We start from the raw sequence: 14,342 nt of genomic DNA on the forward strand, positions 1-14,342 counted from the left end.
AAATTTAAAAAATAGATTAAGCAATCAAGATATAAAAACTTTAAAAGATTTTATTGATGATTTTGAATACTCTAAAGCTTTAGATATTTTAGAAAAAATAGAGGAATAAGGATTGAAAAAATTATGATGAAAATAAAAAGTATTGATATTAAATCAACAAATTGTATCTATCATAATATTGAGATTTTGAATATCCATAGGTTCTAATCTTCCTAGCTTGGCAACTACAAAATCTTTTTGAATAGTTGCTATAGTAGATTTCAATATAGATGGTTTTAAAAGTCCTGCTTTTTTCCAATCTTGTATTGAAAATTCTAAATCTAGTTTATTTTCAAGACTACTTGATATTGCAAGAATTATTAAAGTATCTCTTTTATTTTGATTATAAGTTTCAGAAGATAATACAACAGCTGCTAGCTTTATATTTTAGGCTACTTGCAAAAGGAAATTTGACTACTACAATATCATACTTAGAGATATTTATCATATACTTCATCCTCTTTATTTTCCCAAATATTTTCAAAAGATTTATTTGAAAGTTTTGATATATCAGAAATTTCACTATCTTTTGTAGTGTTGATTTGTTTATCTTCGATAATTTCTAATTCATTTGTTTTAAGATTTTTCAAAAAAAACATCAAGTGATTGTAAATACCATCACCTACTTTCAATTTTATTGTATGCATCTAAAACTCCTGCTATGAAAATAAGTAAGATTATAGCAAATTATATCTTTTTAGCAATACTTCCATAATCCAAATAAACTTCTTTAATCCTAATTTTTGATAGAATACAAACTTTAAAAAATAAGGAACAATTTATGACAAAACAAAATTTTATAGATGATTTACAAAAAATTTATGACTATTTAGACAAAGAAAAAGCAAAAACAAATGAGTTGTTAAAATTTTTAGAGAACAAAGAGTTTGATAAACTCTTGCTAATCTATGATTTTGCAAAGAGTTTAGATTTAAAAATGAGTGAAGATTTAAGATTTGCTCTTGTTACAAGGCTTGTAAATTTAAGAGATGATAGCTTAGTTCAAGTTTTGAAAAAACTTGAAAAGAGTGAAGAAGAGATTATTGAAATTCAAGAAAAAGCGTATCAATTTGTAAAAAAATATTGGCACGAAAAACATAAAAACTTAATAGATTTTATAGTTCAAAACAATCTTTTAACTCCTTTTTATAAAGAGATATTTATAGGAGTTTACAATGTTGGTCTTGCGATGTCTTCTTGGCAAAGCTCTTGGACAGCACACATAATAAATAAAATAAATAAAGAATTAATTGCTAAATTTGAAGGCAATGAAGAGAAAATTATGAAATATCTTGAAGATGAGAAGCTTTTAGATTTAGGTCATGGTGGAATTATTGCTGATAGATGTTATTCAGCACTTGTAAAAGAGAATGAAACTTATAGTTCAAAAGCATATATAAAAGCTTTCAAAAAAGAGGTTACACAAGTTGTAGATGCTCTTGAAGAGTTTGCAGACAAATTAATAGAGCTTGAAGATGATATATATAATCAAAAGTGGGAGTATGTAGCATATATTCAAAGCTTGATTGTGGCATTTGGAGAGGATAAAACAGATAATCTAGTTTCAAAATGGGCAGATGTTGATAGAGCTTGGATGAAAATTACAACTCCTATTCAAATAGGACATCCACTTGAATACTATGAAGACCACTTTAGAAAAGCAGTTGCACTAGAGTGGGATATTAGAGTTACAAATCCAAAATTTGCACAAAATGACCATAGAGTAAATAAGATAAAATCATCATTTACAAAAATATTTAGTAGTTTTGAAGCAAACGAAAGCTACAAAAAAATCTTTGATTTTAGCTTCAAATCACTTGATAAAGTACAACTTTATGTTGGAAGACCAGCTCTGTTTTTTGGAGCTGAGTTAAATGGTCTTTTTTCAGCACAAGTTGTTCCAAATGATGAAGTTGTTTCAAAAGAGCTTGGTAAAAAGATATTTGCATTTAGTGATGAGATTTTACAAAGTAGCAGAGCTAAACCATTTTTAAAACTAAGCTGTGAAATATTTGGACAAGAGTTTTTAAGAAAAGATAGAGAGTTTTTATTTAATCAAACACAATCTTGGCATAGTGTTTACGATATTAGCACTATTGGGCATGAATATGGACACATTTTATGGTGCGATGAAGAGAGTGAATCTTTAATGAATAAAACAGGAAACTACAAAAATATTGAAGAGTTCAAAGCAACAACAGGTGGATTAATATCTTTCTTTCTTGATGTCTCAACAGATGAGCTACACTTAAAAGAGCAAGTTTTAATAGATTTAATAAAAAGAAGTGTAGGACTTATCTCATGGATGGAGGTTGATGAAGTTCAACCATACTATTGTGAAGGTTTAATTCATCTTGCAGGACTTTTTGAAAGTGGTGTTTTATCTTGGAGTGATGAAAATAAAAAATTAGATATAAATATGAGTGAAGTGAACTATCAAAATCTTAAAATGTGGTATATTGAAAACTATACAAAACTAGCAAAACACTACTTAGATAAACTTGATGCTACAATATTTTTAAACCTATATGCAACAAAAGATGGAAAATATTTTATGCCAAATGATAAAAATATAAACGCTTTTGTAAAATATTATTTTAAAAGATACCAAGAGATAGGTCAAGAAATAGATACAGAGGATAAAAAAAGTAACTATATAAAATAGGATTTAAATCCTATTTTAATACTTTTTTAACTCATTTAAAAATTCAATAATCTCAACTTTTATCTCATCTTCGCTTATACCATCTTGCAAAGCACCCATTTTAACCTTTTTTGAAAAAATAGAATCAATAGTTAAATCTTTATTGATTTTATAGACAAAATAGCTATTCATAGAGTTATCTTTTAATCCCCAAGCTTTTACAAACTCTCCATTTGAGTCATTTATTAGAGTTATTTTTGAATCTTTATAAAGTTTTTCCAACTCACCCTCAACTGCCATTTTTTTAATGAGCCAAGGTGTATTTGAAATATTTGCAACAAAAACAATATTTTTATCACTAATTTTTTCTAAATCTTTGAAAACAGCCAATGAATCATGATTTAAAACAACTAAATATATTGGAAAATCTTTAAAAATTTCATCTTTTTTTCTATTAGAACTTCCACCAACTATATCAAAATATATAGGTAAACTTGAATAATTTAGCTCAATATTTTTATTTTTTGGCTCTAAAAACTCTTTTGGAGCAGTTAAATAAACCAACAAAGCAAAACCAGCAACTCCTAAAGCAACTATTTTTAATATATTTATCATTTTCTAAGCCTTTTGTCTTTTAGCCCATCTTGAAAAGAGCCTAAAATTTGTAATATTTTCATCTAATTTTTTATCTCTTAAAATATTTTCAACTAAATTGTGTGCTAAATATAAAGATAATACAAATCCTCTTCCACCAACACCATTTAGAGTATATAGATTTTTAATTACTTCCAAATTCTCATTTTTTATATGCGTTCCATTTTTTATGTGAGGATATTTTTCAAAACTCTTTTTAGAATCAACTAGCAAACCAATCATTGCAAAATAATCAACACTAGAAGCACGAGCACCTATTTTAACATCTAAAAGCTCAATATCTTCAAGTTTTTTAATACTATTTGCTTTTTCTAAAAGCTCTTTTGTATCATTTTTCATAATTTGTAATGTCTTTTCATTATGATCTATTAGATTTATATTTTTTAGTTTTAAATTATATGAACTATCACTCATATCTTCACTAAATCTATTGTGTGTTGCACCAATTGAAACTATGCCGTTATGACTTTTTGATAAAGAGCACTCTTTATGATAGTTTATATCAACTTTTGTAGAAGTTTTTACATCAATCTTTTGTCCCCAAACGGCTCTTATATCAAAATATGGCTCAGAAATTAGTGAAATATCAGCACCTGTTGCTAAAAATAGTTTATTTGCTTTTATCTCATTATTTATTATCCAAAAATCATCTTTTTGTTCAATTTTTAAAACTTCATAATCAAAAAGCTTCTCTACATCACTACTCAAAGCTTTACAAATCTCATATGGTTTTATTGTACTTCCAACTTTAAAAAAATATCCATCTTCAAACTTTTCAAACTCAAAATCCATAAATGGAATATAACTTTGAAACTTATTATCTTCATCTCTGTTTTTTGGAATCCTACAAGTTCCACAATTATCTAAAAATTGATTAAACTCTTTTTTATAAATATCTATTGAAAATTTTAAAGCTTCTGTAACCAAAGTTTTAAAGTTATTACTTTTTCCTAAAAGTGGCGATAAAAATGCTCCAGCAGCTCCACTTGCTCCAAAAGCTACATCAGAGTTTTTATCAATTAAAAGAACACTTTTTGACTCTTTTTTTAAAAAATAACTCAAAGAGCAACCAGCAATTCCAGCACCAATAATTATATAATCATATTTTTTCATAAAAAGGATTATATCAAAATTTTATAAAACTACTTTCAACCTTGATTGACTTTGACTCAAGGTTTGGATATAATGTTGCCTTGAAAAAATTTAAAAATATTATTAATTTAGGAAAGAAAAAATGGCAAAAAGTTTATATGAAACACTTGAAGTTAGCGAAAATGCAACTGCTGAAGAGATTAAAAAAGCTTATAGAAAATTAGCAAGAAAATATCATCCTGATGTAAATAAAGACCCAAAAGCTGAGGATAAATTTAAAGAGATAAATGCAGCTTATGAGGTTTTAAGCGATCCACAGAAAAAACAACAGTATGACCAATATGGTGACTCTATGTTTGGTGGGCAAAATTTTAGTGATTTTGCAAGAAGCCAAGGTGGTGGAGTTGATTTAGATGAGATTTTAAGACAGATGTTTGGAGCTGGTGGATTTGGAAGATCAGGATTTTCAAACTCTGGTTTTGGTGGATTTGGTTTTGATGAGCCCGATTTAGATACTCAAGCTCAAGTTACAATCCCTTTTGATGTTGCAGTTTTAGGTGGGAAACAGCATATTAGTTTATCAAATGACTCTTTTGATATTAAAATTCCAGAAGGAATAGAAAATGGTCAAAAAATTAGGGCAAAAGGGAAAGGAAAATCGTATCAAGGAAGAAGAGGTGATTTGATTTTAAAAATAAATATAGCACCTAGTAATGAGTATGAAAGAGATGGTGATACATTAACAAAATATTTTGATGTTCCATTAAAAACAGCACTTTTTGGTGGAAAAGTTGAGATAAAAACAATCCATAAAGATATAACTCTAAAAGTTCCACAAAACACAAAACAGAATCAAAAATTTAGAGTAAAAGAGCTTGGAGTTTTAAATAAAAAGACAAATCAAAAGGGTGATTTATACCTTAAAGCAAATATTATTTTACCAAAGATAGAGGATTTAGATCCAAAATTTGTTCAAATATTAGAAGAGAATCTACCAAATAACTAAAGGAGAGAGTATGGAAAAAAACAGCTATGTAGAGCCTATTTTTTTAATCTCAGCAGTTGCTGAGATTTTAAATATTCATCCTCAAACTCTAAGACAATATGAGAGAGAAGGACTTATTAAACCATCAAGAACAAATGGAAAAATAAGGCTTTACTCTCAAAAAGATATAAACCATATAAAATATGTTTTAACTTTAACTAGAGATTTAGGGGTAAATTTAGCTGGTGTTGATATTATCTTACAAAAAGATAGCATTATTCAATCTCTTGAGAATGAAATTGAAGATTTAAAAAGTAGATTCTTGAAGAAAAGTAGCAACTCTGTTGTTCCTGACAAAAAAGCTTTAGTTGTTCAAAAAAGCTCTTTGGAAGTTGTGATTGTAAAAAAGTAGGACTATTTTCCTACTCTTTTTTTTGCTCCACTTATCAATCTCTCATTTGATACAATGGCTCTTGTATGAACTCCTGTTCCAATAACTCCTCCACTATCAACAACCTCTATTTCAAACTTATATAATTTCCCTTCCATACCAACAAAAGTTGCTGTTGAAATTGCTGTATCATTTTCTAAAGTTGGTGCTAAATGTTTTATATCAACTCCAACTCCAACACTAAGCTCTCCATCTTTTAAAAGATTTTTCATCATCTTAGCAGCACTACACTCCATTAAAGCTACCATTCTAGCAGTTGCAAAAACTGGCGGAAAATTATCATCAACAGATATTTGCAAATTTTCAGCCAAATCTTTATTTTGAACTTTATACTCTATTGTAGCTTTTGTTCCTATTTCTAAACTCATCTCTTCTCCTTAGATTTATTGTAAAAATAATATACTATTAAAATAAATTTAAAACTAGGATAAAAATGATAGATTTAGATAATCAAACTAATTTTGATGTAGATTTGCAGAGTTTAGAAAAAATAGCATCAACTTTAACTTCAAAAGATATAGAGCTTTTAATTGTTGATAACAAAACTATTCAAGAGATTAATAAAGAGCATAGACAAAAAGATGAACCAACAGATGTTTTAAGTTTTCCAATGGAGTTTAACTTTCCTAATATGCCATTAGGTTCAATAATAATTTCAATTGATTTTGTAAAAGATAAAGCAAAAGAGTACAGTCACAAAGAGGAAGAAGAGTTAAGTTTACTATTTATTCACGGAATTTTGCATCTTTTAGGATTTGATCATGAAGTTGATAATGGAGAGCATAGACGAAAAGAGGAAGAACTTATAAAGTTATTTAATCTTCCATCTAGTTTAATTGTGAGAAACTCTTAAATTAAGAGCATTTTTGGCAAATACCACTTAAAATAATATCAGTTTGATTTACTTTAAAATTATTTAAGTTTGAGATTTGTTTTGAAATATCACTTGAATCTAACTCTATATCCATAACAGCTTTACAATTTGAACAAACTAAGTGAGCGTGCTCATTTTTTGATAACTCATAAACTGTTTTTGCATTTGGTATTTTAACTTCACTTAAAAAAAGTTTTTCAACCATTGAGTTTATATTTTTGTAAATTGTTGCTAGTGATACAGATGGAAATCTATCAAGTAATTTTTTGTATAAATCATCTATATTCATATGTCCATTTTTATATAACTCTTCAATAATAGCAATTCTTTGAGGAGTTACTTTTAAATCATAGTTTTTTAATAGTGCTGTTGTATTAATCATAATATTCCTTAGTTTTTAGAAAATTTTTTTATTCTAACTAAAATAAGTTTATTTTTGCTTTAATCTTATTAAAAAATAAACTTTCTTTTTTAATAAGATTAAATTTTACTTTTTTAAAACCTTATTTTAGATACTATTTTTAAATTTTTTTTTTGGATTATATATTGTACAAAATTCTTTTAATACTTATTTTTTCTATATTTTTAAATGCTCAAAATTTAAAAATTGCTTCATACAATGTTGAAAACTTTTTTGATTTAAATAAAGATAAAAGTGATTACAAAGAGTATATTCCAAATAGCTCAACACTTTGGAATCAAAGAAATTTCAATATAAAACTAAACAATATTTTAAAAGTTTTAAATGATTTAGATGCTGATATTATAGCTTTACAAGAGATAGAAAATGAGAGTTTAATGAAACTTTTGAAAAAAAATCTTCCACAATATAGCTATTATAGTTTTACAAAATATCAAAACTCATCTGTTGGGCTTGGTTTTTTATCAAAAATTCCTATAAAAAGTAGCTCAAGTTTAAATGTAAAATTCTCAAATGCAATATATAGACCTATTTTAGAATCAACTTTTCAAATAGATAATATTGAATTTAAAATATTTAATAATCACTGGCCTTCAAAAAGAGCTAGTGAAAACTATAGAATAAAATATGCAAAAACTCTATACGATAGAGTAAAAACTCTTCCAAATGATTACGATTATATAATTTTGGGAGATTTAAATAGCAACTACAATGAGTTTGAAACTTTTAAAGGTGATAAAAAACTAAATCAAACAGCAGGACTTACAGGAATAAACCATATATTAAAAACTACAGTTGATGACAAATATGTAGTTTTAGCTGATATTTTAAATTATAATTTCAAAGTTCACTACAATCTTTGGTTGGATTTAAAAACTCCTCTTAGATTCTCTACAAAATTTAGAAACCAAAATAATACTCCTGATAACATAATTATCCCACCAGCTCTTTTTGATAATAAAAATTTATCATATATTTTAAACTCTTTTGAAGTTTTTAAACCAAATTATCTATTTTTTGATAACAAAGTTTATAGATGGCAGATGAGTAATGAAAAAATTTCAAAGCATAAAGGTGCTGGATTTTCAGACCATCTTCCTGTTTTTGCATATTTTTCTATAAAAAAAGATGACACAAATCCAATTTCAAAAAAAGATTTTAAACACAATATAAATTTGATTTCTGATCTATATAAAAAAGAGAAACTCCTATTTCCAATAACATTAGAAGATGTTACTGTAATTTATAAATATGAAGATAAAGCTATTGTAAAACAAGATAACAATAGAGCTATATATATTTTTAAAGATGCTAAAAATTTAAAAATAGGTTTTAATTATGACATTCAAGTAAATCAAGTGTATGATTTTTATGGATTAAAAGAGATAAAAGATTTTAATATTTTAAAAGAAAAAAATGAGCATGAAGATTACAAAAAACTATTTTTAGATGGCTTTAAAATAGATATTTTTGATTTTAAATATGAAAATGAGATTATTACAAACTTAGTTGGTACTGTAAATAATTCAAGACTGATTTTACCAAATAACAAATCAATAAAACTATTTGCAAAAGATAAAACTATTTTGCCAAAAAATGGGGCAAAAATAGAGTTAAAAGAGGCTCATTTAGCATCATTTAAAGGTAATATGCAAATAATTATTCATAAAACTAGCGATTATAAAGAGATAAAATGAGATTAATTAAATCAATATTTACAAATAGTAGTGGAATTTTATTCTCAAGAGTAACAGGTTTTATAAGAGATTTAATGACAGCTTCAATTTTAGGAGCAAATGTATATTCAGATATATTCTTTATTGCATTTAAATTTCCAAACTTATTTAGAAGTATCTTTGCTGATGGAGCTTTTACTCAAGCATTTATACCATCTTATGCAAAATCAAAATTTAAGATCAGATTCTCTTCTATTATATTTTTACAAATTTTAGCTTTTTTAATAGTTTTATCTTTGGTTGTTACCCTATTTTCACACATTTTTGCAAAGGCATTTGCAATTGGATTTACCAAAGAGACTATCGATTTAGCAGCACCACTTTTTGCTATAAATTTTTACTATTTGCCACTTATATTTATAGTTACTTTTATGGGAGCTTTACTTCAATATAAACACCACTTTGCAACAACAGCATACTCAACTGCTCTTTTAAATCTATCTATGATTGCAAGTTTGATTATTGCAAAAGGCTTAGAGAGTTATACCATAACTTTTTATCTCTCATTTGGTGTAATAATTGGTGGAATTTTGCAAGTAGCTGTTCATCTAATAGCTATAAAAAGAGCAAATTTATGCAAAATTTTTACTTTTAAAAAACATAAGAAAAAAGAGGAAAACAGATTTTATAAGAACTTTTTTGCAGCAACTTTAGGCTCTTCAACTCTACACATATCTGCATTTATTGATACTTGGCTTGCATCTTTTTTAGTAAGTGGTTCAATATCTTATTTGTACTATGCAAATAGAGTTTTTCAACTCCCCCTTGCAATTTTTGCAATAGCAACATCAATTGCCCTATTTCCAATGGTTGCAAGGGCTATTAAAAACAAAGATGAACAACAAGCTTTGAAACTTATGAAAAAATCATCTTTGATTTTGTTTGTAGTTTTAAGTTTTTCAATGCTTGTTGGAATTATTTTAGATGAATTTATAATAAAAATACTATTTCAAAGAGGTGCCTTTACAAGTGAAGACACAGTAAACACAGCACTTATTTTAACAATGTATTTAATAGGGCTTTTACCATTTGGTTTAGCAAAAATATTTTCACTTTGGTTATATGCAAAAGAGCAACAACTTTTAAGTGCAAAAATATCTATGCAGAGTTTAGCTTGGAACATAGTATTCTCTCTTGCTTTAATATATCCATTTGAAGCTGCTGGATTAGCATTTGCTAGCACTTTAAGTGGTTTTATTCTTTTTTATCTTACAATCAAAGCTTTTGGTTTTAGAAAATTTATTAATATGTTTAAAAAGGCTTAGATTTAGCATTTTTTAGATAAAATCTATGAATTTTTTAAAAAAACAGGAAGATAATGAGAAAGTTTTTAAAACAGTATACACCATTTTATAAAAATTATATTTTAGAGATTATTTTAGGTTTTATAGGAATTTTACTTGTAGCTGGTGCAACTGCTGGAACAGCTTATGCAATTCAACCACTGCTAGATGATATTTTCATAAATAAAGATGAAGAGATGCTTTATATTATGCCTGTAATAATTATTTTGCTCTATTTTGCAAAAGGTTTAGGAACATATCTTCAAGCTTATTTTGTATCTTATATTGGTCAAGATATCACTAGAATTGTAAGAGATGGTTTGTTTGGTCATATTTTAAAACTTGATTATATATTTTTTCAAAAAATTCACACAGGTGAGCTTGTAAGTAGAATAATAAATGATATAAATAGAATTCAAAGAGCTGTTTCAAACTCTTTTGCAGAGCTAATAAGAGAGAGTTTAACAATTGTTGCACTTGTAGGACTTGTAATTTACAGATCACCAGAACTTGCTTTTTATGGATTAGTTGTACTTCCACTCGCTTTTTATCCTCTTAGTCTATTAGCAAAAAAGATGAAAAAACTATCTTTTAAATCTCAAGAGAGCAACTCTGATATAACTTCAAGTTTAACAGAATCTTTTAATAATATAGAGATAATAAAAGCAAATAGCACTGAAGATTTAGAGAAGAAAAAATTTACAATTTTAAATATGATTTTCTTCAAATACAATATGAAAGCTGTTAAAACGAATGAGTTAACATCGCCTTTAATGGAGATTTTAGGAAGTTTAGCATTTGCAACAGTTGTAGTTGTTGGTGGCCTGAAGGTAATAAATGGTGAACTTACAACAGGTGAGTTTAGTTCATTTATAGCAGCACTATTTATGTTATACACACCAATAAAAAGATTATCAAAACTATATAATAGTATGCAAGATGCAATTGCTGCAAATGATAGAATTATGGATATGTTTAAAATAAAACCAAATGTTGTATCAGGAACACTTACTATACAAGAAGAGATATCAAATATTAAATTTTCAAATGTTGGTCTGTTTTATGATGATTTTGAAGCATTAAAAAATATAAATCTTGATGCAAAAAAGGGCGAAATTGTAGCCTTAGTTGGAGATAGTGGTGGTGGAAAATCATCATTTATAAATCTACTTCCTAGATTTTACGATGCAAGTAGTGGTGAAATTTTACTAAATAGCATAAATATAAATCAATTTGATTTAAAATCTTTAAGAGATAGTATTAGCATAGTTACTCAAAGAGTATATATTTTTAATGACACAATTGCAGCAAATGTTGCTTATGGTCAAGATTTAGATGAAGTTAAAGTTATAGAGGCTTTAAAACAAGCTCACGCATACGAATTTGTTTTAAAGATGAAAAAAGGCATTCATACAGTTTTAGATGAAGCTGGAACAAATTTAAGTGGTGGTCAAAGACAAAGAGTTGCAATTGCTAGAGCTTTATATAAAAATCCAAAAATATTAATTCTTGATGAAGCAACTTCAGCTCTTGACAATAAAAGCGAAGAGATTGTAAGTCAAGTTATTCAAGAGGTTAGCAAACAAAGAGTTACTTTTGTAATTGCTCATAGACTAAGTACAATTAAAAATGCAACTAAAATTGCTGTTTTTAAAAGTGGAAAAATCTTAGATATTGGAACTTATGATGAGTTATTAAATAGATGCGATGAGTTTAAAAGACTTCATAATTCAGCAAATATTTGATAATTTTTAGATATTATTTATCAATTTTTTTAAAAAGGAAATATTTTGTTAAGTTATGAAACTCTTAAAAAAGTACTATTTAAATTTGAACCTGAAACTGCACACAATATTGCAGAATTTAGCCTAAAATTTTTAGGAAATTGTAAAATTCTTAAAAATCATTATGAAAAAAAGAATTTTGTTGAAGATAAAATATTAGAGCAAGAGTTATTTAAAAGAGTTTTTAAAAATCCTGTTGGATTAGCTGCTGGTTTTGATAAAAATGCAACAATGGTAAAATCAATGAAAAGCTTAGGATTTGGTTTTACAGAGATTGGAACTGTAACTTTAATGCCACAAGATGGAAATGCAAAGCCTAGAATGTTTAGATACCCTGAACAAAAATCTGTTCAAAATGCTATGGGATTTAATAATTTAGGTGCTCATAAAGTTCTTAAAAACTTAAAAAAACTATACCCTTTTTCAATTCCAATTGGTGTAAATATTGGAAAAAACAAATATACACCTGAAGAGTTTGCAATAAGTGATTATAAAAATTTAATTAAAAAGCTTCATGAGTATGCTGATTATTTGATTATAAATATCTCAAGTCCAAATACTCCAAATTTAAGAGATTTGCAAAATGAGAACTTTATAAAAGAGCTTTTTTCAATGGCAAAAGAGCTAACAAATAAACCAATATTTTTAAAAATTGCTCCTGATATGGATATAACTCAAGCAATAAATCTTTGTAATGTAGCAATTAATGAAGGTGCTAGTGGAATTATTGCAAATAATACAACTATTGATTATAGTTTAGTTGAAGGTTGTAAAGATTTTGGTGGATTAAGTGGTGAATGCTTAAGAGAGAAATCATCTCTATTTTTTAAAGAGCTATCATTTGAGCTATTTGGAAAAACTACACTTATAAGTGTTGGTGGGATAAATAGTGCGCAAGAGGCTTATGAGAGAATTAAAAATGGTGCATCTTTAGTACAAGTATACTCAGCACTTATTTTTGAAGGTCCATCTTTAGCAAAAAAGATAAATGAGGGTTTAATTGAGCTTTTAAAAGCTGATGGTTATTCAAATATATCACAAGCAATAGGTGCAAATTTAAAATAATGAATATTTTTTTTAAATTATTTATAATAATTACTATTTTTGGAGAGTTAATGAGTGCAAATAGTTTACCAAACTACTATACAAAAACATTAAAGAATGGATTAGAAGTTGTAGCGATTCCTATGGAAAATGGCTCAAATGTTGTATCTGTAAATGTTTTTTATAAAGTTGGAAGTAGAGATGAGATTATGGGTAAAAGTGGAATAGCTCATATGCTAGAACACCTAAATTTTAAATCTACAAAAAATTTAAAAGCTGGTGAGTTTGATGAGATTGTAAAAGGTTTTGGTGGAGTTAATAATGCAGGAACTAGTTTTGATTACACTCACTATTTTATAAAAACAGCATCAAAAAATACAGATAAATCTTTAGAGTTATTTGCTGAATTAATGCAAAATTTAAATTTAAAAGATAAAGAGTTTCAACCAGAACGAGATGTTGTAGCTGAAGAGAGACGTTGGAGAACAGATAATAATCCAATGGGATATTTACAATTTAGACTATTTAACAATAGCTACATATATCACCCTTATCACTGGACTCCAATTGGATTTATGAGTGATATTCAAAATTGGAAAATTGAAGATATAAAAGATTTTCATTCAAGATACTATCAACCAAAAAATGCAATAGTTGTTGTAAGTGGAGATATTAAAAAAGATGAAGTTTTTTCACTTGTAAAGAAAAATTTTAAAGATATAAAAAATAAAAAAGATATCTCAAACTCTGTTCATATGGTTGAGCCTGTTCAAGATGGTGAAAGAAGAGCTACAATCTATAAAGATTCAAGTGTGCAGATGATTGCAATGGCTTATCATATTCCAAACTTTGAACACAAAGATCAAGTTGCTTTATCTGCTTTATCTCAACTTTTAAGCAGTGGTAAAAGCTCAATTTTACAAAAAGTTTTAGTAGATAAAAAAAGATTAGTAAATTCAATATATGCCTATAACTTGGAGCTAAAAGACCCTGGATTATTTATTTTTATGGCAGTTGCAAATGAAAATATTGATGCTTTAAAAATAGAAAAAGAGATTTTAGATATAATTGCGCAAATTCAAGCAGGAAAAGTTTCAAAAAAAGATATTGACAAAATCAAAATCAACACAAAAGCTGACTTTATTTATTCACTAGAGAGCTCTAGTGATGTTGCATCTTTATTTGGAAACTATTTTGTAAGAGGTAATATAAAACCACTTTTAGAGTATGAAAAAAATTTAGAAAGTTTAACTGTTGAAGATATTGTAAATGTTGCAAAAAAATATCTAGTTAGCAAAAATTCAACTACTATTATTTTAAAAGATGATAAATAGA

The 14,342-nt window shown here is 26.8% G+C and carries 15 protein-coding genes; 9 read left to right on the top strand and 6 right to left on the bottom strand.

What is annotated here, in order from left to right:
• Positions 1-153 precede the first annotated feature (153 nt).
• Both WC168_RS04660 and WC168_RS04665 read right to left on the bottom strand, forming a co-directional pair.
• Complete coding sequence (locus WC168_RS04660; RefSeq protein WP_372617844.1) at positions 154-423, bottom strand: type II toxin-antitoxin system PemK/MazF family toxin; 270 nt, start codon at positions 421-423, stop codon at positions 154-156.
• A gap of 47 nt (positions 424-470) precedes the next feature.
• Positions 471-686 carry a hypothetical protein gene (locus WC168_RS04665; protein ID WP_372617809.1) on the bottom strand — a complete coding sequence of 72 codons (216 nt, stop codon included), beginning with the start codon at positions 684-686 and terminating at the stop codon, positions 471-473.
• A 134-nt stretch (positions 687-820) separates the two neighbouring features.
• Between WC168_RS04665 and ciaB the strand changes: the two genes are divergently transcribed.
• Positions 821-2,704 (top strand): invasion protein CiaB, encoded by a 1,884-nt coding sequence (ciaB, locus tag WC168_RS04670; RefSeq protein ID WP_372617811.1) that lies wholly within the window; start codon positions 821-823, stop codon positions 2,702-2,704.
• Positions 2,705-2,719: 15 nt separating this feature from the next.
• Here the strand turns inward: ciaB and WC168_RS04675 are convergent, their stop codons facing one another.
• The gene (locus WC168_RS04675) at positions 2,720-3,298 is read right to left on the bottom strand and encodes a hypothetical protein (protein WP_372617813.1); all 579 of its coding nucleotides are present in this window, start codon (positions 3,296-3,298) and stop codon (positions 2,720-2,722) included.
• A gap of 3 nt (positions 3,299-3,301) precedes the next feature.
• A complete protein-coding gene (locus WC168_RS04680) occupies positions 3,302-4,450 on the bottom strand; it encodes an FAD-dependent oxidoreductase (RefSeq protein ID WP_372617815.1) in 1,149 nt (382 codons plus the stop codon).
• Positions 4,451-4,571: 121 nt separating this feature from the next.
• Between WC168_RS04680 and WC168_RS04685 the strand changes: the two genes are divergently transcribed.
• Positions 4,572-5,435 carry a DnaJ C-terminal domain-containing protein gene (locus tag WC168_RS04685; protein WP_066354746.1) on the top strand — a complete coding sequence of 288 codons (864 nt, stop codon included), beginning with the start codon at positions 4,572-4,574 and terminating at the stop codon, positions 5,433-5,435.
• A gap of 10 nt (positions 5,436-5,445) precedes the next feature.
• On the top strand, positions 5,446-5,826 hold the full coding sequence (locus WC168_RS04690) for a heat shock protein transcriptional repressor HspR (RefSeq protein ID WP_066159238.1): 381 nt from the start codon (positions 5,446-5,448) through the stop codon (positions 5,824-5,826).
• A gap of 2 nt (positions 5,827-5,828) precedes the next feature.
• Here WC168_RS04690 and WC168_RS04695 read toward each other — a convergent pair whose 3' ends face one another.
• The gene (locus WC168_RS04695) at positions 5,829-6,233 is read right to left on the bottom strand and encodes a thioesterase family protein (protein ID WP_066159242.1); all 405 of its coding nucleotides are present in this window, start codon (positions 6,231-6,233) and stop codon (positions 5,829-5,831) included.
• Between the two features lie 65 nt (positions 6,234-6,298).
• Between WC168_RS04695 and ybeY the strand changes: the two genes are divergently transcribed.
• Positions 6,299-6,718: an rRNA maturation RNase YbeY gene (ybeY, locus tag WC168_RS04700; RefSeq protein ID WP_066407282.1), complete on the top strand. Its 420-nt coding sequence runs from the start codon at positions 6,299-6,301 to the stop codon at positions 6,716-6,718.
• Position 6,719: 1 nt separating this feature from the next.
• On the opposite strand, the gene WC168_RS04705 is transcribed toward ybeY, so the two are convergent.
• Positions 6,720-7,121, bottom strand: coding sequence for a Fur family transcriptional regulator (locus WC168_RS04705; RefSeq protein ID WP_066159248.1), 402 nt, complete (start codon positions 7,119-7,121; stop codon positions 6,720-6,722).
• Positions 7,122-7,285: 164 nt separating this feature from the next.
• On the opposite strand from WC168_RS04705, the gene WC168_RS04710 reads away from it, so the two are divergent.
• Genes WC168_RS04710 through WC168_RS04730 form a run of 5 tightly spaced genes read left to right on the top strand, consistent with a single transcriptional unit; the run spans position 7,286 to position 14,341 of the window.
• Positions 7,286-8,857, top strand: a complete 1,572-nt coding sequence (locus WC168_RS04710) for an endonuclease/exonuclease/phosphatase family protein (protein ID WP_372617818.1) — start codon at positions 7,286-7,288, stop codon at positions 8,855-8,857.
• Positions 8,854-10,161 (top strand): murein biosynthesis integral membrane protein MurJ, encoded by a 1,308-nt coding sequence (murJ, locus tag WC168_RS04715; RefSeq protein ID WP_129098092.1) that lies wholly within the window; start codon positions 8,854-8,856, stop codon positions 10,159-10,161. The genes WC168_RS04710 and murJ overlap by 4 nt, the downstream gene beginning before the upstream one ends.
• Positions 10,162-10,214: 53 nt before the next feature.
• On the top strand, positions 10,215-11,924 hold the full coding sequence (locus tag WC168_RS04720; protein WP_372617820.1) for an ABC transporter ATP-binding protein: 1,710 nt from the start codon (positions 10,215-10,217) through the stop codon (positions 11,922-11,924).
• Between the two features lie 45 nt (positions 11,925-11,969).
• Positions 11,970-13,028, top strand: coding sequence for a quinone-dependent dihydroorotate dehydrogenase (locus WC168_RS04725; protein ID WP_372617822.1), 1,059 nt, complete (start codon positions 11,970-11,972; stop codon positions 13,026-13,028).
• Complete coding sequence (locus WC168_RS04730) at positions 13,028-14,341, top strand: pitrilysin family protein (RefSeq protein WP_066159263.1); 1,314 nt, start codon at positions 13,028-13,030, stop codon at positions 14,339-14,341. The genes WC168_RS04725 and WC168_RS04730 overlap by 1 nt, the downstream gene beginning before the upstream one ends.
• The last annotated feature ends 1 nt before the right edge of the window (position 14,342 follow it).

The organism is Aliarcobacter sp. (assembly GCF_041672065.1).
Taxonomy (GTDB): domain Bacteria; phylum Campylobacterota; class Campylobacteria; order Campylobacterales; family Arcobacteraceae; genus Aliarcobacter; species Aliarcobacter skirrowii.